At 66.5% G+C, this 19,837-nt stretch carries 12 protein-coding genes, 1 tRNA gene and 1 pseudogene; 6 read left to right on the top strand and 8 right to left on the bottom strand.

Annotation, left to right across the window (positions count from 1 at the left end; genetic code table 11):
- Positions 1 to 2 precede the first annotated feature (2 nt).
- From Q9R02_RS02030 to Q9R02_RS02020, 3 genes are all read left to right on the top strand, one after another.
- The gene (locus Q9R02_RS02030; RefSeq protein ID WP_305994962.1) at positions 3 to 2,282 is read left to right on the top strand and encodes a DUF5682 family protein; all 2,280 of its coding nucleotides are present in this window, start codon (positions 3 to 5) and stop codon (positions 2,280 to 2,282) included.
- Positions 2,279 to 3,499, top strand: coding sequence for a VWA domain-containing protein (locus Q9R02_RS02025; RefSeq protein WP_305994961.1), 1,221 nt, complete (start codon positions 2,279 to 2,281; stop codon positions 3,497 to 3,499). The genes Q9R02_RS02030 and Q9R02_RS02025 overlap by 4 nt, the downstream gene beginning before the upstream one ends.
- Before the next feature lie 213 nt (positions 3,500 to 3,712).
- Complete coding sequence (locus Q9R02_RS02020) at positions 3,713 to 5,191, top strand: sialidase family protein (protein ID WP_305994960.1); 1,479 nt, start codon at positions 3,713 to 3,715, stop codon at positions 5,189 to 5,191.
- Between the two features lie 82 nt (positions 5,192 to 5,273).
- On the opposite strand, the gene Q9R02_RS02015 is transcribed toward Q9R02_RS02020, so the two are convergent.
- The 3 genes from Q9R02_RS02015 to Q9R02_RS02005 form a co-directional block, all read right to left on the bottom strand.
- Entirely contained in the window at positions 5,274 to 7,082 is a 1,809-nt protein-coding gene (locus tag Q9R02_RS02015; RefSeq protein WP_305994959.1) for a hypothetical protein, read from the bottom strand.
- 196 nt (positions 7,083 to 7,278) lie between these two features.
- Positions 7,279 to 7,635 carry a VOC family protein gene (locus Q9R02_RS02010; protein ID WP_305994958.1) on the bottom strand — a complete coding sequence of 119 codons (357 nt, stop codon included), beginning with the start codon at positions 7,633 to 7,635 and terminating at the stop codon, positions 7,279 to 7,281.
- Between the two features lie 81 nt (positions 7,636 to 7,716).
- Positions 7,717 to 8,361 (bottom strand): hypothetical protein, encoded by a 645-nt coding sequence (locus Q9R02_RS02005; RefSeq protein WP_305994957.1) that lies wholly within the window; start codon positions 8,359 to 8,361, stop codon positions 7,717 to 7,719.
- Between the two features lie 382 nt (positions 8,362 to 8,743).
- On the opposite strand from Q9R02_RS02005, the gene Q9R02_RS02000 reads away from it, so the two are divergent.
- Together Q9R02_RS02000 and Q9R02_RS01995 are read left to right on the top strand one after the other, a co-directional pair.
- Complete coding sequence (locus tag Q9R02_RS02000) at positions 8,744 to 9,493, top strand: hypothetical protein (protein ID WP_305994956.1); 750 nt, start codon at positions 8,744 to 8,746, stop codon at positions 9,491 to 9,493.
- Positions 9,494 to 9,530: 37 nt separating this feature from the next.
- Positions 9,531 to 10,172: a DUF4253 domain-containing protein gene (locus Q9R02_RS01995; protein ID WP_305994955.1), complete on the top strand. Its 642-nt coding sequence runs from the start codon at positions 9,531 to 9,533 to the stop codon at positions 10,170 to 10,172.
- A 134-nt stretch (positions 10,173 to 10,306) separates the two neighbouring features.
- Here Q9R02_RS01995 and Q9R02_RS01990 read toward each other — a convergent pair.
- Both Q9R02_RS01990 and Q9R02_RS01985 read right to left on the bottom strand, forming a co-directional pair.
- Positions 10,307 to 10,834: pseudogene (locus tag Q9R02_RS01990) on the bottom strand (DDE-type integrase/transposase/recombinase); the annotation flags it as partial.
- 137 nt (positions 10,835 to 10,971) lie between these two features.
- A tRNA-Leu gene (locus Q9R02_RS01985) sits at positions 10,972 to 11,056 on the bottom strand.
- Positions 11,057 to 11,202: 146 nt separating this feature from the next.
- On the opposite strand from Q9R02_RS01985, the gene Q9R02_RS01980 reads away from it, so the two are divergent.
- The gene (locus tag Q9R02_RS01980; protein ID WP_305994954.1) at positions 11,203 to 11,817 is read left to right on the top strand and encodes an ANTAR domain-containing response regulator; all 615 of its coding nucleotides are present in this window, start codon (positions 11,203 to 11,205) and stop codon (positions 11,815 to 11,817) included.
- Between the two features lie 129 nt (positions 11,818 to 11,946).
- On the opposite strand, the gene pyk is transcribed toward Q9R02_RS01980, so the two are convergent.
- The 3 genes from pyk to gltB form a co-directional block, all read right to left on the bottom strand.
- Positions 11,947 to 13,449 carry a pyruvate kinase gene (gene pyk / locus Q9R02_RS01975; RefSeq protein WP_305994953.1) on the bottom strand — a complete coding sequence of 501 codons (1,503 nt, stop codon included), beginning with the start codon at positions 13,447 to 13,449 and terminating at the stop codon, positions 11,947 to 11,949.
- Between the two features lie 68 nt (positions 13,450 to 13,517).
- Positions 13,518 to 14,975, bottom strand: coding sequence for a glutamate synthase subunit beta (locus Q9R02_RS01970; RefSeq protein ID WP_305994952.1), 1,458 nt, complete (start codon positions 14,973 to 14,975; stop codon positions 13,518 to 13,520).
- Positions 14,968 to 19,584: a glutamate synthase large subunit gene (gene gltB, locus Q9R02_RS01965; protein WP_305994951.1), complete on the bottom strand. Its 4,617-nt coding sequence runs from the start codon at positions 19,582 to 19,584 to the stop codon at positions 14,968 to 14,970. Before gltB ends, Q9R02_RS01970 begins: the two co-directional genes overlap by 8 nt.
- Positions 19,585 to 19,837: the final 253 nt, after the last annotated feature.

Genomic DNA, 19,837 nt, shown 5'->3' with positions numbered 1-19,837 from the left:
CCATGACCGAGGTTCACGTCCTCGGGATCCGGCACCACGGTCCCGGATCGGCGCGGTCCGTCGCCGAGGCCCTGGAGGAGCTCCGCCCTGACGCTGTCCTGGTGGAAGGGCCACCGGAGCTCGACGGCCTCCTGCACCTCCTCGGCGACCCCGACATGGTGCCGCCGGTGGCTGGTCTCATCTATGCGGCGGATCAGCCGCGCTCGGCGTCGTTCTACCCGATGGCCGCGTACTCCCCGGAGTGGATCGCGATCCGTTGGGCGATCTCCGCGAGTGTGCGGGTCCAGGCCATCGATCTGCCCGCAGCCCACACTCTCGCGCTTCGCGCGGCGGCCGAAGCGTCTCCGTCCGCGGACGACGGCGAGCGCGTGGGTGAGGATGCCGACGTCGAGTCCGCTGAGGCGTACCGTCCGGACGCGATCGCCATCCTGGCCGGCGCCGCCGGCTACGGTGACGCCGAGCGGTGGTGGGAGGACGCCGTCGAGCACCGTGGCGCGGGACCTGTGGACCGGTTCACCGCCTTGACCGAGGCCGTGGTTGAGGTCCGTTCACTGGACGAGCGGCGCGGCGACCACCCCGACGTCGTCGAGAACAGCCGCCGTGAAGCGGCCATGCGGCGGATCATGCGCGGCGTGCTCCGGGAGGGGCACCGTCGGGTGGTGGTGGTCTGCGGTGCGTACCACGCCCCGGCCCTGGTGCCGGAGTCGTTCCCGCCGGCGTCCGCCGACGCGCGGTTGCTGACCGGGCTCCCCAAGGTGAAGGTCGCCGCGACATGGGTGCCGTGGACCTCGGAGCGGCTCAGCCGCAGCAGTGGGTATGGTGCCGGGATCACCGCGCCGGGGTGGTACCAGCACCTCTTCGAGCACTGGTCAGCCGGGGACCCGGAACGCTCCGTCTCCACCACGTGGTTGGTCCGGGTGGCCCATGCCTTGCGGAAGGAGAACCTGGACGCCTCCACGGCGTCCGTGATCGAGGCGAACCGGATGGCGGAGGCTCTGGCCGCGTTGCGCGGCCGCCCGGGTCCTGGACTCGCCGAACTCGACGAAGCGGTCCAGACGGTCCTCTGCGAAGGTTCTCCGCTGCCACTGGACCTCGTCCGCCGGGAACTGACCGTGGGCCGCGGGATGGGAAACGTCCCCGAAGAGACCCCGACCATTCCCTTGGCCGCGGATCTCACCGCGGCTCAGCGGACACTGCGGCTGAAGGCCACCCCGCTGGAGGAGGTCCTGACGCTGGACCTGCGCAAGCCTCTTCAGCTGGCGCGCTCGGTCCTGCTCCACCGTCTGCTCCTGCTCGGGATCGGGTGGGGTGTTCCCAGTGATACCGGCCGTACCACGGGCACGTTCAAGGAAGTCTGGACGATCTGCTGGCGGCCGGAACTCGCGGTGGCCGTTGTCGAGGCGGGCCGATTCGGCACGACGGTGGCCGCCGGGGCCGCCACCGCCGTGACAGAGCGAGCCCGGGCGGCGAGCAGCCTGGCCGAGCTCAGCAGCCTGCTCGGGAACTGTCTGCTGGCGGAGCTGCCCGACGGGATCTCCGGGGTCATGGCCGTCCTCTCGGAACGCTCGGCGCTGCAGCAGGATGTTCCCGCGCTGCTGAACACCGTGGAGCCGCTCGCCAGGACCTGCCGGTACGGGAATGTCCGGGGAGTGGACGTCACCGAGGTCCGGAGGATCCTGGACGCCGTGGTGGTCAGGGCCGGTGTGGGCCTCGCGACCGCCTGTGCCGGGCTGGACGACGACGGCGCCCGGGACATGCGCCGCTCCATCGACTCCGCACACCTCGGCCTGTCCCTGGTGCCGGACCTCGCCCCGGATGACTGGCTCCGGGCCCTGGGCACCGTCGCCGATTCCGAGCTGCTCCACGGTTCGGTCACGGGCCGCGCCACGAGGCTGCTGCTCGACGCGGGCCGGGTGGACGGGGACGAGGTCAGGGACCGCCTCAGCCGCAGGCTGTCCGTGGCCGCCCCCGCTCCGCACGCGGCCGCCTGGCTGGACGGCCTCCTGTCCGGGGACGCCACCTTGCTGATTCACGACCGGCACCTGCTGCGGATCGTCGATGAGTGGCTCGCCGGCGTCGACGAGAAGACGTTCGAGGACGTGCTCCCCCTCCTCCGGCGGACATTCTCGGCATTCGGCCGCCCCGAGCGCCGGGAGCTCGGTGAACAGCTGAGCCACCACGGCGGCGCACTGCACGCGGAGGCCACGACGCCGGACCTCACGTCCGCGCGACCGGCGCTTCAGACCATGGCACGGTATCTCGGCTGGGAGGAGATCGCATGACGGATACGGAGCCCGGGAAGCGGGACCGCCTGACCCGCTGGAGGCTGGTGCTCGGCGGGGATGACGCCGATGGCATCACGACGGGCGCCGGCGGCGCCATCCGGCTGACGGACACCGATCTCCGCCGGGACCGTGCCCTGGACGAGTTGTACGGATCGCCGCGGAAGGGCCCGGGGAGCCTGGCCTCGTCCAGCCCGCGGGTGGCCCGCTGGCTCGGAGACATCCGCGGTTACTTCCCTTCCTCCGTGGTCCAGGTGATGCAGGCGGATGCGATGGACCGGCTCGGGCTGCGGCAGCTGCTCCTCGAGCCGGAGATGCTGCGCACCGTGCAGCCGGACATCAACCTCGTCAGCACCCTGATCGGCCTCGGACGCGCCATCCCGGAGCGGTCCCGGGATACCGCCAGGGAGGTGGTCCGGCACGTGACGAAGGAACTCGAGGAACGGCTGCGCTCCAAGACGGTGCAGGCGGTCAGCGGTGCCCTCAACCGGGCCGCCCGGACCCGTCGCCCACGGCACCGTGACATCGACTGGAACCGGACGATCGCGGCCAATCTCAAGCACTATCAGCCGGAGTACCGTACGGTGGTTCCGGAACGGCTGGTGGGCTTCGCCCGGCGCAGCTCGGAGATCCAGCGGGAGATCATCCTGTGCATCGACCAGTCCGGATCGATGGCCGAGTCCGTGGTCTATGCGAGCGTGTTCGGCGCCGTGCTGGCGTCGCTCTCCACGGTCCGCACCCGCATGGTGGTCTTCGACACCGAAGTGGTAGATCTGACCGAGGAACTGGATGATCCTGTCGACGTGCTGTTCGGTGTGCAGCTGGGCGGCGGCACCGACATCAATCGCGCCCTCGTCTACTGTCAGGAACAGATCAGCACGCCGGATGAGACGGTCCTGATCCTCATCAGCGACCTCTACGAGGGAGGCATCGCCGAGGAGATGGTCCGGCGCGCCTCAAGCATCGTCGGCTCCGGGGCCACCATGATCGCGTTGCTCGCGCTGAGCGACAACGGTCATCCGTCCTTCGACTCCGCCCACGCCGCGCGGCTCGCCGGCGTCGGGGTGCCCGCCTTCGCCTGCACACCGGACCAGTTCCCGGAGCTCATGGCCACCGCGATCGAGCGGCGCGACGTGACGGAGTGGGCGGCGTCGCACGGCATCCCGACCAGCAGAGCAGAGGGCGTCCCCGGTTCAGCGGCCCCTTCTCAACCCTGAGTCCCGGGCGTAGTCTGGGCCTCGGCGGCCCCGATCAGAAGTGATGTGCCGCAACCGATGGATCGATGGATCCATGAGGTGACAAGCGAATGGGTCCGACAGCGTGCACCGCGAGTGCACGGCACGCTCGACTTCCCGGAACGCATCCGCCCGCCGAAGCCACCTGACCCCGGCGAAGCCCGTAGCCCCCTCTCCGCACCCAAGGAGAAACCCATGACCTCCCACCGCCTCCGCGCGCCCGCACTGCTCGCCCTCCTGCCGGCCGCCCTTCTGCTCAACATGCCTGGGGCGTCCGCCGCAACGGTCCTCCCGCCCGTCGTCGTGAGCGGCGCCAACCCGCTCTCGGCATGCACCTTGGGCGCCGCACCCGGCGCCATCAACTACCTGAACGCCGAAGTCGAACCCTGGGTGGCCGTGAATCCGGCCGATCCGGCCAACATCATCGGGGCGTGGCAGCAGGACCGCTGGTCCGACGGCGGCGCGCACGGCCTCGTGGCCGGCTACTCCAAAGACGGGGGCGTGACCTGGCATGAGACGCCCCAGCCGTTCTCGGCGTGCGCCCCGGGAGGACCGTCACGCTATGACCGGGCGTCGGACCCATGGGTGTCGATCGGGCCGGACGGCACCGCGTACTCGGTCTCCATTTCGTTCCAAGGGGTCGGCTACGACAACGCCGTCCTGGCCTCCACCTCGAGAGACGGCGGCGCCACCTGGAGCGGACCGAAGGCCCTCATCCAGGACCTCGGCTCCCCGCAGTTCTTCAATGACAAGGAATCGGTCACGGCGGATCCTGCGATCCCCGGCACGGCCTACGCGGTCTGGGACCGCCTCGTCTCACCGAACGGCAATCCCCGCTCAGTGGCCCATGCGACTGCCTACACGGGGCCGACGCTGTATTCCAAGACCACGGACTTCGGCGCCACGTGGAGCGCACCCAAGGTCATCGTCCCCACGGCCAACAAGCAGCAAACCATCGGTAATCAGATCGTCGTGGGCCCGGGCGGCACGCTCTACAACTTCTTCGACTTCATCACCGGCACTGGCAAGAACGGCCTTGGCAGCCTGCACGGGACCAATGTGGCGTACTCCAGGTCCACCGACGGCGGGACCACCTGGACTGCGCCGCAGATCATCGCGAGCCTCAACACTGCGGGCGTGACCGATCCCAACACCGGCGCGGCCATCCGGACGGGCGACATCATTCCGGAGGCGGCCGTGGACCCGGTGAGCGGGCAGCTGTACGTCGTGTGGCAGGATTCGAGGTTCAACGGCGGGCACTACGACGAGGTCGCACTCTCGACGTCGACCGACGGCGGGTCGAGCTGGAGCGCACCGACGCGGGTCAACACGCCGAAGGGCGTCCCGGCGTTCAACCCCGGCGTCAGCGTCGCGGGCGGCACGGTGGCCGTAAGTTATGACGACTTCCGCGACCTCACGGTCGGCAATGTGAGCACCCTTCCGACGGACCACTGGGTCACCATGTCCCCGCTGGGCGCGCCGGTGTTCGGAAATGAGACACGCGTGGCCGGTCCGTTCGACCTGATGACCGCACCGAATGCCGGCGGTTTCTTCCTGGGCGACTATTCCGGTCTGGCCGCGCTCGGGTCCTCTTTCGCATCCCTGTCCATCCGTGCCAATGACGGGGACCTCTCCAACCGGACGGATGCGGTCTTCACGGTGATCGCGCCGTAGGCTCCCGGTACCGTATGACAGCACGGCGCCCCCGGTCATCGACCGGGGGCGCCGCCCCGTTCTGAGTTGTTCAGGAAGCGGATCACCCGTTGTTGATGGTGAAGCTCTCCACGCCACAGCCGGACGTGACGGGGAGGTTGTTCACATCGGAGGCACCCGGAGTGAAGGTGGACATCCACCGGTAGGTCCCCACCAGGGTGGCGTGGACGGTGCTGTTGGTGGTGCTGTAGGTGCCGTTGCCGCTGACCGTGACGGTCTGCGTCAGGACCACGGGCCCGGTGCACATGGCGTCACCCGGGGCGTACAGATTGAAGGTGATCGACCCGCTGGGGTTGTATCCGGACGACAGGACGAAGTTGTCGTTCGGGATAAGATCCTGGTTGGTCGAGACGGTCGGCTGTGCCTTGTTGACCACGAGCTGCTCGGACGTGCAGGGACTGCTTGCCTTCGCGTTGTCAGGGTCGCCACTGTAGATGGCCTGCCAGTAGTAGGTGCCGGCAGTGGTGAAGGTGACAGGGTCCGAGTTGGGCACGACGCCGTTGGTGACGGTCACCGGCAGGCCCACCTGGGTGCCACCCGTGCAGGTGTTGTTGCTGTAGTACTTGTAGGTCACGGTGCCGCCGGCGGTCGCCGTCGCGCCGCTCAGGGTCGCCGTGTCATGAATGGTGCCGCCGACCGTGATCGGTGACGCGGGCACCAGCACGGTCGCAACCGTCGGACTGTTGGTGTAGTGGTTGGTGTAGGTACAGGTCACGTTCTCAGAAGTGCCGAGCACGATCGACACCGACTGTCCGGTTTTGGTGACGCCTGATGAGGTGTCACAGCTGAGGGAGACGAAGTTCCAGGGCGCCGACTGGTCGCCTTCCGTCACGCTGTAAGTCCCCGTCGGGAGGGCCTTGAACTGCTTGGACCCGCCATTGCTCAGGCTGAAGCCAGTCAGGTTGGACGACGTCGTGTAAGTGAACGACTGCATCCCACCGACAGGTTCGTTCTGAGTGACCTTTTTGATGGTGATGCTTCCGCAATTGTTGATCGTGACCGGGACCGGGGCGATGAAGTCCTTGATCTCGGCCGTGAAGGAGGACGACGAGCGGCTCTTGACGAATGCGCTGCCGAACGACTCACAGGTCCCCACAGGGATCACGCCGGCCGCCGTCAGATCGATCGCCGCCTCACCGAAGAGGCCGACGCCGAGCGTCGGCGATCCAGGCTGAAGAGGGTCGACCACTGGAACCGTGTTGACGGCGCCTTCAGATGACGACGAGCCGAGCGTCTGATGCTTGCCCCAGCAAGGAAGGGTGTTAGCGGAGAAGCACTGACTCACCGTATTGCCCGCGGCAGCGGTCAGCCAGGTGTTGATACCCAGAGTCGGTGTCCCGCTGCCGCCGAAGTCGTAGGAGACCAGAAGGTCACCGGCGGTGCGGTTGAGGGTCACAGGCCCTGTGGTGGAGGTGGTGAACCCGGCCGTCACATTCTGGCTGATCTCGAAATCGAGATTGGCGTTGCCGATGTTGACCAGGCGCTCCCAGGCCAGATAGAGGTACGTGTGCCCATTGGAGGGCGTCTCGGATGCCTCATAGAACCGGGTGAGGTCGTTCTTATTGGGGGGAATGGACCCGGTGACCACGGAGACGGCGGAGCTGTCCTCCTTGGTCCCCTGACCGAAAGCGTTATCGCTGCTGCCGGACGCCTTGTCGACGCCCTTGTTGACGATGCCCGCGACATCCAGACTGGCCCAGTCACTGTTACCGGGCGTGTTGGTGACCAGATTTCCGTCGTTTCCTTCGAACGTGCTGCCGGCAAGATTTGCCTGTGCCGCGCTGACCCCACTGAGGATCAGTCCGAGCGAGGCGAGGCCGGCACCTAGTTCTCTGAGCGTTTTCTTTTCCATGGGATTGCTCATTTCCGAACGAACAATAGTTCATGCGGGCCGGACGTCTTTGTCCTCAGCGAAGAGCGCGCCCGGCGCCCCATAAGCTCGAGCTTAAGTTCGGCGAGCCTCCACGGCACGAGTAGTGGGTACTCGTTTTTTCTTTATCAATCCATTTGCCGAAATGGCGGAGTTCCTGATGAAACCGGAGTTCGCCTCATGGAAGGCACAGGCAGAACGGGTGGCCGGCCGGGTCCAGGAACACCCGGAAGGTCGCGCCCGGCTGATACTCGGCCTTGGTCGCTCCGAGATCCAGAACGGCGGCCTCCGCCGTATCGAGATCGTCCACGGTGACGTCCAGGTGCATCTGCTGCGGCACCTCCTGGCCGGGCCATTGAGGCGGTCTGTAGGACTCGACCCTCTGGAAGCTGATCGAGTCGCCGTAGTCGGCGCGGATCGTGCACCAGTCCCGGTCCCCCTGGACCGGCCAGTCGAGCAAGGCGCCGTAGAACTCGGCGAGGACCTGGGGTTTGGGACAATCGATGACGGTGTTGGGGATGCGTGCAATAGCCATAGCCGGGACTGTACTCCTGCTACCGGACATTCAGAATGGACCGCAGCTGGGCATCCTCGGGTTATTGTGAGTGCCTTCAGGCTAAAGGCCGAGATCCTTGACCGCGGTGACCCAGTTGCTGGCGATGGCTTCTTGGGCGGCCGCAAGGGTGGTCCAGTGAGAGCAGACGGCCTTGTGCAAGATGTTCTCCACCTCGTCTTTCGGGTTCGTGGTGCCCGTGGCTCCGGCTTTGTTCTGCTCGGGCCACAGATTGGACACCGAATTGGTGCCACCCAGCTCAAGGCTGATCAGGTGGTCGAGTTCCGTCGTATTCGAGGCGCTCTGGGCGTATTCACGCAAGCTGTCGGATTTCACCTTGCCGGTGACCGAGGCGGGAGGGCGGACCGTTGCCGCGTAGCCAGACGTGCAGATGGTCGAGTCGATGTCGCCCTGGGTGACCGCTGGATCCACGGCGCCGGGTGTACAGATCGGGTCCGGCAAGTACTCGCCCAAGGAGGCGTTGACGGCCTTGACCGAGCACTGGCCGTCGGAAAGTCTCTCGTCGATGGCAACGATGCCGGGAGAATGGATGGATTTCACATCATGCGCCGCAGCTGATGCGGATGCGGCGGCCTCGGACGCCGTTTCACTGGCAGCCGGGGTTCGGGCATCCGATTGGCATGCAGTGAGAGCCAAAGCCGTGAGCACGATGGCGGCGGGCAGGGGAAGGAGTCTTCTGACGTTCATGGGTCCCATCCGCATGGCAGGTCGGAACTTCTGCCCACCAGGACAGATTCGTCACCCACCGGATGGGGGGTGACATCCCCTGTTATCCGCCTCCGAAATCAACGTCTGGAAGTCCAGCGTCAACATTTGGCCGCCAGTAGCCACTAACTCCCCGTACCCCCGGGGCAAGTTTCAGTGCGCCTCGACCCTGATGCGAAGTGCCGGGCAGGAGCCAGCATCCGCGGCTTGGCCAGGGGGTTCAAGTGGGTCCGGACCACAGTGCGAATGAAGATCAAGGCAGTCGGTCTGGCCCTGCCGCTCACTCCGCTGCGTGACAATGGCCCGAACAGCCACGTCTATGTGTGGGACGGTATTGGCTGAACATGAAGAGGCGGGATGACCTGTGAAGACACTGGCGAATGAGCTCTACGCCCCGATGACCGATGAAATCGGGTTCATCAGGGCACCGTTGGAACATGCCGCGGACGTGCTGGCGACGTGGTATCACAGACTGGAACGGCAGGTCACTGTGACCGAGGTCAACGGTCGGGTCCATCAGTGGGAGGCGTCCCTGGCCCCGTTCGAAATGGGTGCTAACGGGCGTGTTCTCTTGCTGGAAACGCACAGCGATTGGGTGGCTTTAACCAATAATGCTGTTGGTGACTCAGGCGCCGGAGTCACCGCCGAGATGGTCGCGAAGTATGCCGGTGTTGAGGCGGCGGCACTTTCTGCCGTTCCGCATACCCTGAACAGCCCGAAACTCAAGGGAATCAGTGAGGGCCGGTACGGAGGGTGCAGATTTGACTACTTCGCGCCGAATGATCAAGGCGAAGTTGTCCAGATCCGTGGCTTGCAGGCCGTGCACGGTGGTGGAAGCAAGTGGGAATTTTACTCCTTTGGAGAGGTGCAGCCTTACGAGGAGCCAGAGGCTTACGAGAATCGCCGGGTCCGGGACCGTTTCACCTCGGACATGCTGGAGCGGTACTGCCAGACTCTGGGGATCGATGTGTTCAACGAAGACTTCTACGGTCCACGAGGTCTCCTGGTGGACTATTTCGTGAATGATGACCCGCCGACGTACAGCTTCACACTCGAACAGGTTCAGGCCTGGAAGGGGATCGTTCCGGGCCGGTCAACGGAGTTTCCCGGATGAAATGATTGTCGTGACGACAGGACAGGAGAGGAAGGACATGCCGGAGGATTTCAGCTTCCGAGGGACTGATTTCACCGTGTGGGACGAGCCAGATCCCAAGGTCGGCCGAGTGCTTGCAGAATTGGAATCGCCTGGGCAGTGGAGTATCTTCCGCTGGGGTTCAGAGGGGCCCTTATCAGGGGATGATCTCTCCGCGCAGCTGGCGGAGATTGAGGAGTCTGGATATGACTCCGTCACCGAAATGACGGAGTTGACGGAGACCGAGGCGCTTCGGGAATTCCATCTGGATCCCACGGCTCAACCGGCCACGACTGCTGCTCAGCTTTCGAAGCCCTTAGACATTGAAGGTCTCCTCTCAGCCCACGGGGGAACCTGGATGGCGGTTCGTGCCGAGTCGTTCCGGATCCCGGCCCTACTTGAGTGGGACGGCGCGGACAATGCCGGCAGCCGGGCCGCACTTTCCCTGGTGCTGGCTCGGTGGCACCGACTATGGGGAGCGGAAGTCGTCGGGTTATCTGATACTGACCGAGCAACCCTGACGCTGGTGGTCGTCAATCCTCCCACCGATGAACCGCACCGCTCAGCGTATCGAGCTGAGCTCGCAGCCGCTTGCGATGACCTCGAACAGCTAAACGCTCCGAACACCGCGAGCGACGTATTCCAGCTCTGGTGGGACTGACAGGATCCGTGTCATCGCCACCGATTCCGCTCCGATGCCCACGAAGTGCGGCCGGGGCGGACGCCGGTTGCAACGAGCCTGTCCGAGCCAGCGAGAACGTCCGGGTGAACCGTCCCGGGTTTCAGCCGCCTAGATGCGGGGAGCGGCTCTCGAGTGAAGGCCGCGCAGTAGGTGGTCTCGTATTCGGTGTGGCTGACCATTCCGAGACTGCCGGGCAACCGGCATTGGCTGTGACAGTCGACCCAGCCCGCTGTCGTGGACGATGTCATGCGTACGCCTTCGGCCTTGCAAAGCCTGATGATCGTCTCTATGAGCGCGTTGCCATAGGCGTCGCTGACGGACCCGAGCGAGAGGGCGATCTGCTCGCGCGCGAGATGCTCGGTCAGCACGATCGAGGTGTACTGGGATCCGGCATCGCCGTGATACCGGAGCCGACCAAGTCCGACGGGACGCCCTTGCCAGCCGCCGTCCCACAGCGCCATGCGCAGTGGGATCATCACCACGTCGACGTGCTTGGTGGTCTGCGCATGGCAAGCCATGATCCGCTGTGAGAACACGTTGAGGATGGACGGGACATGCACCCAGCCCGGCCACGTGCACATGGAGGTGAAGTCCGTGACCCACGTGTGATCCGGCCGCGGCGCGGTGACGTCTCGGTTCACTCAGTTCCCGGCCATCACACACAGCACTCCAACAACGAGCAAGAGCCCCGTCCCTAAGGACGAGGCTCTTGGTCATTCATCAACTACTGCAAGCCGCAAGCCCATGGATCATGTCCACTGTTCGCATACGGCATATTTGGTGCCCGAGGTGGGACTCGAACCCACACACCTTTCGATACCGCATTTTGAGTGCGGCGCGTCTGCCAATTCCGCCACTCGGGCAGGCACCGACGCGGCCTTGAGGCCCGCGTACGACTGATAACTCTACAGGGCGATAGGCTTAGATCGTCAATTTGCCCTTCAGGGCCTTCAGGCAACGGAGCCAGAGACCTGAACCCGAGTCCCGTTCCCATCACAAAGGAGACCCTGTGAGCGAATCCCCGGCCCAGGAACCAGCCCCGGAGACCTCTCTCCCGGCCAAGCGCATCGTCGTCGCCGAGGATGAGACCCTCATCCGCCTGGACATCATCGAGATCCTCCGTGGCGAGGGCTACGACGTCGTCGCCGAGGCGGACAACGGCCAGCGCGCCGTCGAACTCGCCGAGGAGCACCGTCCCGATCTGGTGATCATGGACGTCAAGATGCCCGTCATGGACGGCATCAGCGCTGCCGAGAAGATCGCCAAGGCCCGCATCGCCCCCGTGGTGCTGCTGACTGCGTTCAGCCAGAGGGAACTCGTGGAGCGCGCCCGCGAGGCCGGCGCCATGGCCTACGTGGTCAAGCCCTTCACCCCTGCGGACCTCATCCCCGCCATCGAGATCGCCCTGTCCCGGCACGAGGAGATCAAGGCGCTGGAGAAGGAGGTGGGCGACCTCAAGGAGCAGTTCGCCACCCGCAAGCTCGTGGAGCGCGCCAAGAGCCTCCTGACCACCAAGATGGGTCTGACCGAGCCCGAGGCCTTCCGCTGGATCCAGAAGACCTCCATGGACCGCCGCCTCAGCATGCGGGAGGTCGCGGAGACCATCATCAACCAGGTCAACTGACGCACCTCCCTTTCATGCACGACGGCGCCGCTCACCTCTTCGGTGAGCGGCGCCGTCGTTCTCCCCCGGTGCCTCGTGGAGACGCCGCAGGGGCGGCCCGTGCGGACCGCCCCTGCGCAGAAGCGATGACTACTGCTTCTTGTTCTTGTTCTTCTTCTTGGTCGGCCACGGCCCGATCGGCTCGCGGCGGTCTTCCATCCCGGCCTTGTCCATATCGGCCAGATCGCCCATCTTGTGGACCTTGATGGAGTTGGTCGAACCGGCCTGTCCGGGAGGCGAGCCGGCCGCGATGACCACCAGGTCGCCGTCGTCCACCAGCTTCTCCTCGCTCAGGAAGGAGTCCACCTGCGCGGTCATCGCGTCCGTGTGACCCACCATGGGGACCTGGATCGGCTTGATGCCCCAGGTCAGGGCCATGAAGTTCCGGACCTGTTCCACCGGAGTGAAGGCGAAGATCGGCTTCTTGGGGCGCAGACGGGACAGACGGCGGGCCGAGTCACCCGACTGCGTGAAGGTGCAGATGTAGCGGGCGTCGAGCTGGTCGGCGATCTCCACCGCGGCCAGGGTGATGGCGCCGCCACGGGTCTTCGGCTTGGAGCCGAGCGCCGGGACCAGGTCCAGGGCCGTCTCCTCCGTGTACTCGATGATCCGGGCCATGGTCTTGACCGTCTCGATCGCGTACTTGCCCACGCTGGTCTCACCGGAGAGCATGACCGCGTCGGCGCCGTCCAGAACAGCGTTGGCGCAGTCGGAGGCCTCGGCACGGGTCGGGCGGGGGTTGTCGATCATCGACTCGAGGACCTGGGTGGCAACGATGACCGGCTTCGCCCAGCGGCGGGCCTCGGCGATGGCCTTCTTCTGCACCACCGGCACCTCTTCGAGCGGAAGCTCGACGCCCAGGTCGCCACGGGCCACCATGATGGCGTCGAAGGCGTCCACGATCTCGTGCAGCTGCTCCACGGCCTGCGGCTTCTCGATCTTGGCGATGACCGGGATCTTCCGGCCTTCCTCTTCCATGATCTCGTGCACGCGGCTGATGTCGCTCGCATCCCGGACGAAGGAGAGGGCGATCATGTCGACGCCGCGGGCCAGGGCCCAGCGGAGGTCGGTCTCGTCCTTCTCGCTCAGCGCGGGCACGTTGACGGCCACGCCCGGCAGGTTGATGCCCTTGTTGTTGGAGACGTATCCCTCCACCGTCACCTCGGCCACGACCTTGACGTCGTCCACGGTGAGCGCCTTCAGGGCGACCTTGCCGTCGTCGATCAGCAGGGTGTCGCCGGGCTTGACGTCCTCGGTGAGGCTCTTGAGCGTGGTGGAGCAGATCTCCTTGGTGCCGGGCACGTTCTCCGTGGTGATGGTGAACCGGTCACCGACATTCAGGTAGTGCTTCTCGTCATTGACGAACTTGCCCAGGCGGATCTTCGGTCCCTGGAGGTCCGCCATGATGCCCACGGCCACACCCAGCTCGGCCGAGGCCTTGCGGATGTTCTCGTAGTTGACATCGTGCATGGAGTGGTCGCCGTGGCTCATGTTCAAGCGGGCCACGTTCATGCCGGCCTGGATGACCTCCACGGCCTTCTCATAGGTGCCCAGTGCCGGCCCGAAGGTGGCCACAATCTTTGCGCGTCTCATATACCTAACCTAGTCCGTCGCACGTACTAAAGAATTTGTTTCAGTTGAAATCCGGGTGACCGGCCCGCCTAGAGAAGCGAGATGGCCTTGTCGGTGGGCGCCACGGGAGCGGGCAGGATCGTGCTCCCCATGAGGAACCGGTCCACCGCGGCCGCGCACGCGCGGCCTTCCGCGATCGCCCAGACGATGAGTGACTGGCCGCGGCCGGCGTCGCCCGCCACGAAGACGCCCTCCGTGGTGGTCATGTACGCCGCGTCCCGGGCGATGTTACCGCGTCCGTCGAACTCGGCGCTGATCTGCTCCGTGATCCCGGACGGCTCCGGGCCGGTGAAGCCCAGTGCCAGGAAGACCAGATCCGCGGGGATGACCCGCTCCGTACCCGCCTTCGGCACGCGCCTGCCGTCCACGAACTCGGTCTCCGCGACCTTCACGCCCGTCAGGCGGCCGTCCTCCCCCACGAACTCCACCGTGGAGGCGAGGTAGGTGCGTTCGCCGCCCTCCTCGTGCGCACTGGCCACCTCGAAGAGGTTCGGGAACATCGGCCACGGCTGGTGCACGGGCCGCTCGTTCGGCGGCTGCTTGCCGATGGCGAGGGTGGTGACCGACGCCGCCTGCTGGCGGTGCGCGGTGCCGATGCAGTCGGCACCGGTATCGCCGCCGCCCAGGATCACCACATGCTTGCCGCGGGCGTCGATGTGGCCTTCCGGCTGCTCGCCGGCCACCACACGGTTGGAGGGCACCAGGTAGTCCATGGCGTAGTGCACGCCCTCCAGCCCACGGCCGGGGATCGGCAGGTCGCGGGGTACGGTGGACCCGGTGGTGACCACCACGGCGTCGTACCGGCGGCGTAGCTGCTCCCACGTGACGTCCACGCCGATGTTCACGCCCGGGCGGAACCGCGTGCCTTCGGCCGTCATCTGCTCCAGACGGCGGTCCAGCTGCTCCTTCTCCATCTTGAAGTCCGGGATGCCGTAGCGGAGCAGGCCGCCGATCTTGTCGTCGCGCTCGTAGACTGCCACCGTGTGACCCACCCGCGTGAGCTGCTGGGCGACGGCCAGGCCGGCCGGGCCGGAGCCCACCACGGCCACCGTCTTGCCCGTCAGCCGCGTGGGCGGCAGCGGAGTGACCCAGCCCTGCTCGAAGGCCTCATCGATGATGGAGACCTCCATCTGCTTGATCGTCACGGCGGGCTGGTTGATGCCCAGCACGCAGGACGACTCGCAGGGCGCCGGGCACAGACGGCCGGTGAACTCCGGGAAGTTGTTGGTCGAGTGCAGGCGCTCGATCGCGTCCTCCCCGCGGTCCCGCCACACCAGATCGTTCCACTCCGGGATGAGGTTCCCAAGCGGGCAGCCCTGATGGCAGAACGGCACACCGCAGTCCATGCAGCGGCCGGCCTGGCTCTTCAGGACGCCCTTCTCCTGGGCCTCGTACACTTCCTTCCAGTCCATGATGCGGACCGGCACGGGGCGGCGAGGCTGGGTCTCGCGTTCGCGGACCTTCAGAAAGCCACGGGGATCAGCCACCGGTTACCTCCAAAATACGGGACCACACTTCTTCGCCATCGGGGTCGAGGCCCTCTTCGAGTGCGTCCAAACGGGTCTGCAGAACGGCCGCGTAGTCACGGGGCAGGACCTTGGTGATCCGGGCCGCGGTGTCGTCGAAGTTCTCCAGCAGGCGGACGGCCAGCTGGGAACCGGTCTCCTCGGCGTGGCGCTTGAGGAGACCGAGCACGATGTCGCGGTCCTCCTCGTCCAGGTCCAGGAGCTTGAGTTCGCCGTTGTCCAGCGCCTGCGCATTCACCTTGTGGGGCTGCAGGTCCAGGACGTAGGCAGTGCCGCCGGACATGCCGGCGCCGAAGTTCCGGCCGGTGCGGCCGAGGACCAGGGCCTGGCCGCCCGTCATGTACTCGCAGCCGTGGTCGCCGATGCCCTCGGCCACCGCGGTGGCCCCGGAGTTGCGGACCAGGAAGCGTTCGCCCACCTGGCCGCGCAGGAACATCTCGCCGCTCGTGGCACCGTAGCCGATCACATTGCCCGCGATCACGTTCCGCTCGGCGGCGAACACGTTCTTCCGGTCCGGGCGGACGATGATGCGGCCGCCGGAGAGGCCCTTGCCGACGTAGTCGTTCGAGTCACCCTCGAGCCGCAGCGTGATGCCGGCCGGCAGGAAGGCGCCCAGCGACTGGCCGGCCGTGCCTGTCAGGGTCACGTCGATGGTGTCCGGGGCCAGGGTGTCCACGCCGAAGGTCTTGGTGACCACGTGTCCCAGCATGGTGCCGACCGAGCGGTCCGTGTTGACCACGTCCAAGGAGATCTTGACGGGTTCCCGGCGCTCGAGCGCATCGGCGGAGAGCCGGATGAGCTGCTGGTCGAAGTGCTGGTCGAGTTCATGGTTCTGGCCGGTGAGGTTGCGCAGCGGCGCGTCCTCATCGAAGTCCAGGCCGTTCAGGATCGGGTCCAGGTCCAGGCCGGAGGCCTTCCAGTGCTTGATCGCCGCCTGCTTGTCCAGGAACTCGGAGTGGCCGATCGCCTCCTCCAGGCTGCGGAAGCCCAGTTCGGCGAGGATTTCACGGACCTCCTCCGCCAGGAACTCGAAGAAGTTCACCACGAACTCGGGCTTGCCGCTGAAGCGGGACCGCAGCTCCGGGTTCTGGGTGGCCACGCCCACCGGACAGGTGTCCAGGTGGCAGACGCGCATCATGATGCACCCGGAGACCACCAGCGGAGCCGTGGCGAAGCCGTACTCTTCGGCGCCCAGCAGGGCGGCGATGACGACGTCGCGGCCGGTCTTGAGCTGGCCGTCCACCTGCACCACGACGCGATCGCGCAGATTGTTGAGCATGAGCGTCTGCTGGGTCTCGGCCAGGCCGAGCTCCCACGGCACGCCCGCGTGCTTGAGCGAGTTCAGCGGCGAGGCGCCCGTGCCGCCGTCGTGCCCGGAGACCAGCACGACGTCGGCCTTCGCCTTCGTCACGCCCGCGGCCACCGTGCCGATGCCCACCTCGGAGACCAGCTTGACGTGCACGCGCGCCGAGGGGTTGGAGCGCTTGGCGTCGTAGATGAGCTGCGCGAGGTCCTCGATCGAGTAGATGTCGTGGTGCGGCGGCGGGGAGATGAGCCCGACGCCGGGCGTCGAGTGACGGGTCCGGGCCACCCACGGGTAAACCTTCTGGGCCATGAGCTGGCCGCCCTCACCGGGCTTGGCGCCCTGGGCCATCTTGATCTGGATGTCGTCCGCGTTACTCAGGTACAGGCTCGTCACGCCGAAACGGCCGGAGGCGATCTGCTTGATCGCGGAGCGGCGCTCCGGGTCCAGCAGGCGGTCCACGTCCTCACCTCCCTCACCGGTGTTGGACTTGGCGCCCAGCCGGTTCATGGCGATCGCGAGGGTCTCGTGCGCCTCCTTGGAGATGGAGCCGTAGCTCATGGCACCGGTGGAGAAACGCTTCACGATCGAGGAGACCGGCTCGACCTCCTCCAGCGGTACGGACGCGCGCAGCCCGTCCTTGAACTTCAGCAGGCCGCGCAGTGTCATGAGCTTGCCCGACTGGTCGTCGATGCCCTGCGTGTACTCCTTGAAGATGTCATAGCGGCGCTCACGGGTGGAGTGCTGCAGCCGGAACACCGTCTGCGGGTCGAACAGGTGCGGCTCACCGTCACGGCGCCACTGGTACTCGCCACCGCCGTACAAGGGGCTGTGCGGCAGCTCGATGCCCTCCTCCGGGTAGGCGAAGCGATGCCGGGTCAGGACCTCCTGGGCGATGACGTCCAGGCCGACGCCGCCCAGCTGGGAGTGCGTGCCCGCGAAGAACTCGTCCACCAGGTCCTGGGCCAGGCCCAACGCCTCGAAGGTCTGCGCGCCGCAGTACGAACCCACGGTGGAGATGCCCATCTTGGACATGATCTTCAGGACGCCCTTGCCGAGCCCCTTGATGAGGTTGTAGACGCCCGCCTCCGGGGAGACCCCGTGGAGGTCGCCGGTGCGGATGAGCTCCTCGACGCTCTCCATGGCCAGGTACGGGTTCACGGCGGAGGCGCCGTAGCCGATGAGCACGGCCACATGGTGCACTTCGCGGACATCGCCGGCCTCGACCACCAGGGCGGTCTTGGTGCGGTTGGCGCTGCGGAGCAGGTGGTGGTGCACCGCGGAGAGGAGCAGCAGGGACGGGATCGGGGCCCACTGCGGGTTCGAATCACGGTCGGAGAGGACCACGTACTGCACCCCGCGGTTGATGGCTCCGGAGATCTGCTCGCAGATCTCCTTGATCCGGGTGCGCAGGGCCTGCTCACCGCCCTCGGGGCGGTAGAGGCCGCGGACCTTCATTGCGATCTTCCCGCCGTCCGGGTCTTCCATATTGGCGATCTTGGCCAGCTGGTCGTTGTTGATGACCGGGAAGGGCAGGGCGATCTGCGGCTGGCGGATCAGGCCGGTGTCCAGCATGTTGCCATTGGGCCCGACGGCGCAGCGCATGGAAGTGACGAGCTCTTCGCGGATGGCATCCAGCGGAGGGTTGGTCACCTGGGCGAAGGACTGCACGAAGTAGTCGAAGAGCAGACGGGGGCGCTCCGAGAGGACCGCGACGGGCGTGTCGGAGCCCATGGCGCCGAGCGGCTCGGCGCCGGTACGGGCCATGGGACCCACCAGGACCTTGAGTTCCTCGGTGGTGTATCCGAAGGTGCGCTGACGGATGTTCACGGAAGCCGGAGTGTGGACCACGTGCTCGCGGTCCGGCAGGTCGTCGAGCTTGATGAGGTTGTGCTCCACCCACTCGGCCCACGGATTGGAGGCGGCGATCTCGGCCTTGACCTCGTCATCGGCGATGATCCGGCCCTCACCGGTGTCCACCAGGAACATCTTGCCCGGGGAGACACGGCCCTTCTTGACCACCTTGGACGGCTCGATGTCCAGGACGCCCACCTCGGAGGCGAAGACGATCATGCCGTCCTCGGTGATCCAGTAGCGTCCCGGGCGCAGGCCGTTGCGGTCCAGCGTGGCGCCCACCAGTGTGCCGTCCGTGAAGGACACGGCCGCGGGACCGTCCCACGGCTCCATGAGCATCGAGTGGTACTCGTAGAACGCCCGGCGTGCGGGATCCATGGAGGCGTGGTTCTCCCAGGCCTCCGGGATCATCATCATCACGGCGTGGGTGATCGGGCGGCCGGAGAGCCACAGCAGCTCGGCCACCTCGTCGAAGGAGGCGGAGTCCGAGGCGCCGGGGGTGCAGACCGGGAAGAGCTCCTCCGGCGCGTCCCCCAGCAGGGGGCTGGAGAGCTGCGACTGCCGGGCACGCATCCAGTTCCTGTTGCCCTTGACCGTGTTGATCTCGCCGTTGTGGGCGATGGTGCGGAAGGGCTGGGCCAGCGGCCAGGACGGGAAGGTGTTGGTGGAGAAGCGCGAGTGGACGATCGCCAGCTTCGACTTGAAACGGGTGTCTGAGAGATCCGGGTAGAACGGCTCCAGCTGGGCCGTGGTGAGCATGCCCTTGTAGACGATCGTCCGGCTGGACAGCGACGGGAAGTAGACACCGTAGCGGTTCTGCGCCCGCTTGCGGATCCGCCAGACGCGGCGGTCCAGTTCGTCCCGGCCGACGTCGGCGCCGTCGGCGGTGGCGAAGAACGGCTGGGCGAAGAACGGCATGCAGGCCCGTGCCATGGCGCCGACCAGTTCTGCCTGGACGGGGACCTCGCGCCAGCCCAGGACGGTCAGGCCCTCTTCACGGGCGAGTCCGTCGATCCCGGCGCGGGCCGCATCGGCTTCCGCGGCCACGGCCGGCAGGAAGGCCGTGCCGACGGCGTACTGACCGGCGGCCGGGAGGTCGAAGTCCAGAACGGCCCGGAAGAACTCGTCCGGGATCTGGGTGAGAAGCCCGGCGCCGTCGCCGGTGCCCTCGTCGGCGCCCACGGCGCCGCGGTGCTCCAGCTTGCGCAGTGCGTGGAGGGCGTTGGCCACGATGTCGTAGCCGGGCTCGCCGCGCAGGGTGGCGACGACGGCGAGACCGCAGGCATCCTTCTCCTGCTCGGGCCGATACAGGCCGCCTGCTTCAGGCTGAGCCGCGAAGCGCACGAACGGGTTCTCGGCGGTGCCGGAAGCGGGTGCCTCCGGCCCGGGAACCGGGTTTCGCGTATGAGTCATGACGTAGCGTCCTTCCTCCTGGTCGTGCTGATGGAGGGGACACCGTTGGCCCCTGTCGTGCGCGGGCCACTGTGACCGGCGCAACAGGCAATTGACACTAGCGATTGTAGGTCACCAGTGGGCACCAGACGAAGGGTGACACCCGGACCGGTCTGCTGCATGAGCGTTCAGGGAGGGTGACGGGCCGAAGCCGGCTCTCAGCCCCGGGTGCCGGGCGGGTGGGCTTCTGGATGGTGTCCGCATCGCCGGATCG

The organism is Arthrobacter horti, assembly GCF_030731045.1.
Lineage (GTDB): Bacteria > Actinomycetota > Actinomycetes > Actinomycetales > Micrococcaceae > Arthrobacter_E > Arthrobacter_E nanjingensis.
The sequence above is the reverse complement of the archived record's forward strand: the minus strand, read 5'-3'. Positions and strand labels throughout refer to the sequence as shown.

Excerpts from the sequence above, each read along its gene's own strand:
- Q9R02_RS02030 (WP_305994962.1), top strand. The coding sequence starts at position 3 with ATGACCGAGGTTCACGTCCTCGGGATCCGGCACCACGGTCCCGGATCG.
- Q9R02_RS02025 (WP_305994961.1), top strand. The coding sequence starts at position 2,279 with ATGACGGATACGGAGCCCGGGAAGCGGGACCGCCTGACCCGCTGGAGG.
- Q9R02_RS02020 (WP_305994960.1), top strand. The coding sequence starts at position 3,713 with ATGACCTCCCACCGCCTCCGCGCGCCCGCACTGCTCGCCCTCCTGCCG.
- Q9R02_RS02015 (WP_305994959.1), bottom strand. The coding sequence starts at position 7,082 with ATGGAAAAGAAAACGCTCAGAGAACTAGGTGCCGGCCTCGCCTCGCTC.
- Q9R02_RS02010 (WP_305994958.1), bottom strand. The coding sequence starts at position 7,635 with ATGGCTATTGCACGCATCCCCAACACCGTCATCGATTGTCCCAAACCC.
- Q9R02_RS02005 (WP_305994957.1), bottom strand. The coding sequence starts at position 8,361 with ATGAACGTCAGAAGACTCCTTCCCCTGCCCGCCGCCATCGTGCTCACG.
- Q9R02_RS01995 (WP_305994955.1), top strand. The coding sequence starts at position 9,531 with ATGCCGGAGGATTTCAGCTTCCGAGGGACTGATTTCACCGTGTGGGAC.
- pyk (WP_305994953.1), bottom strand. The coding sequence starts at position 13,449 with ATGAGACGCGCAAAGATTGTGGCCACCTTCGGGCCGGCACTGGGCACC.
- gltB (WP_305994951.1), bottom strand. The coding sequence starts at position 19,584 with ATGACTCATACGCGAAACCCGGTTCCCGGGCCGGAGGCACCCGCTTCC.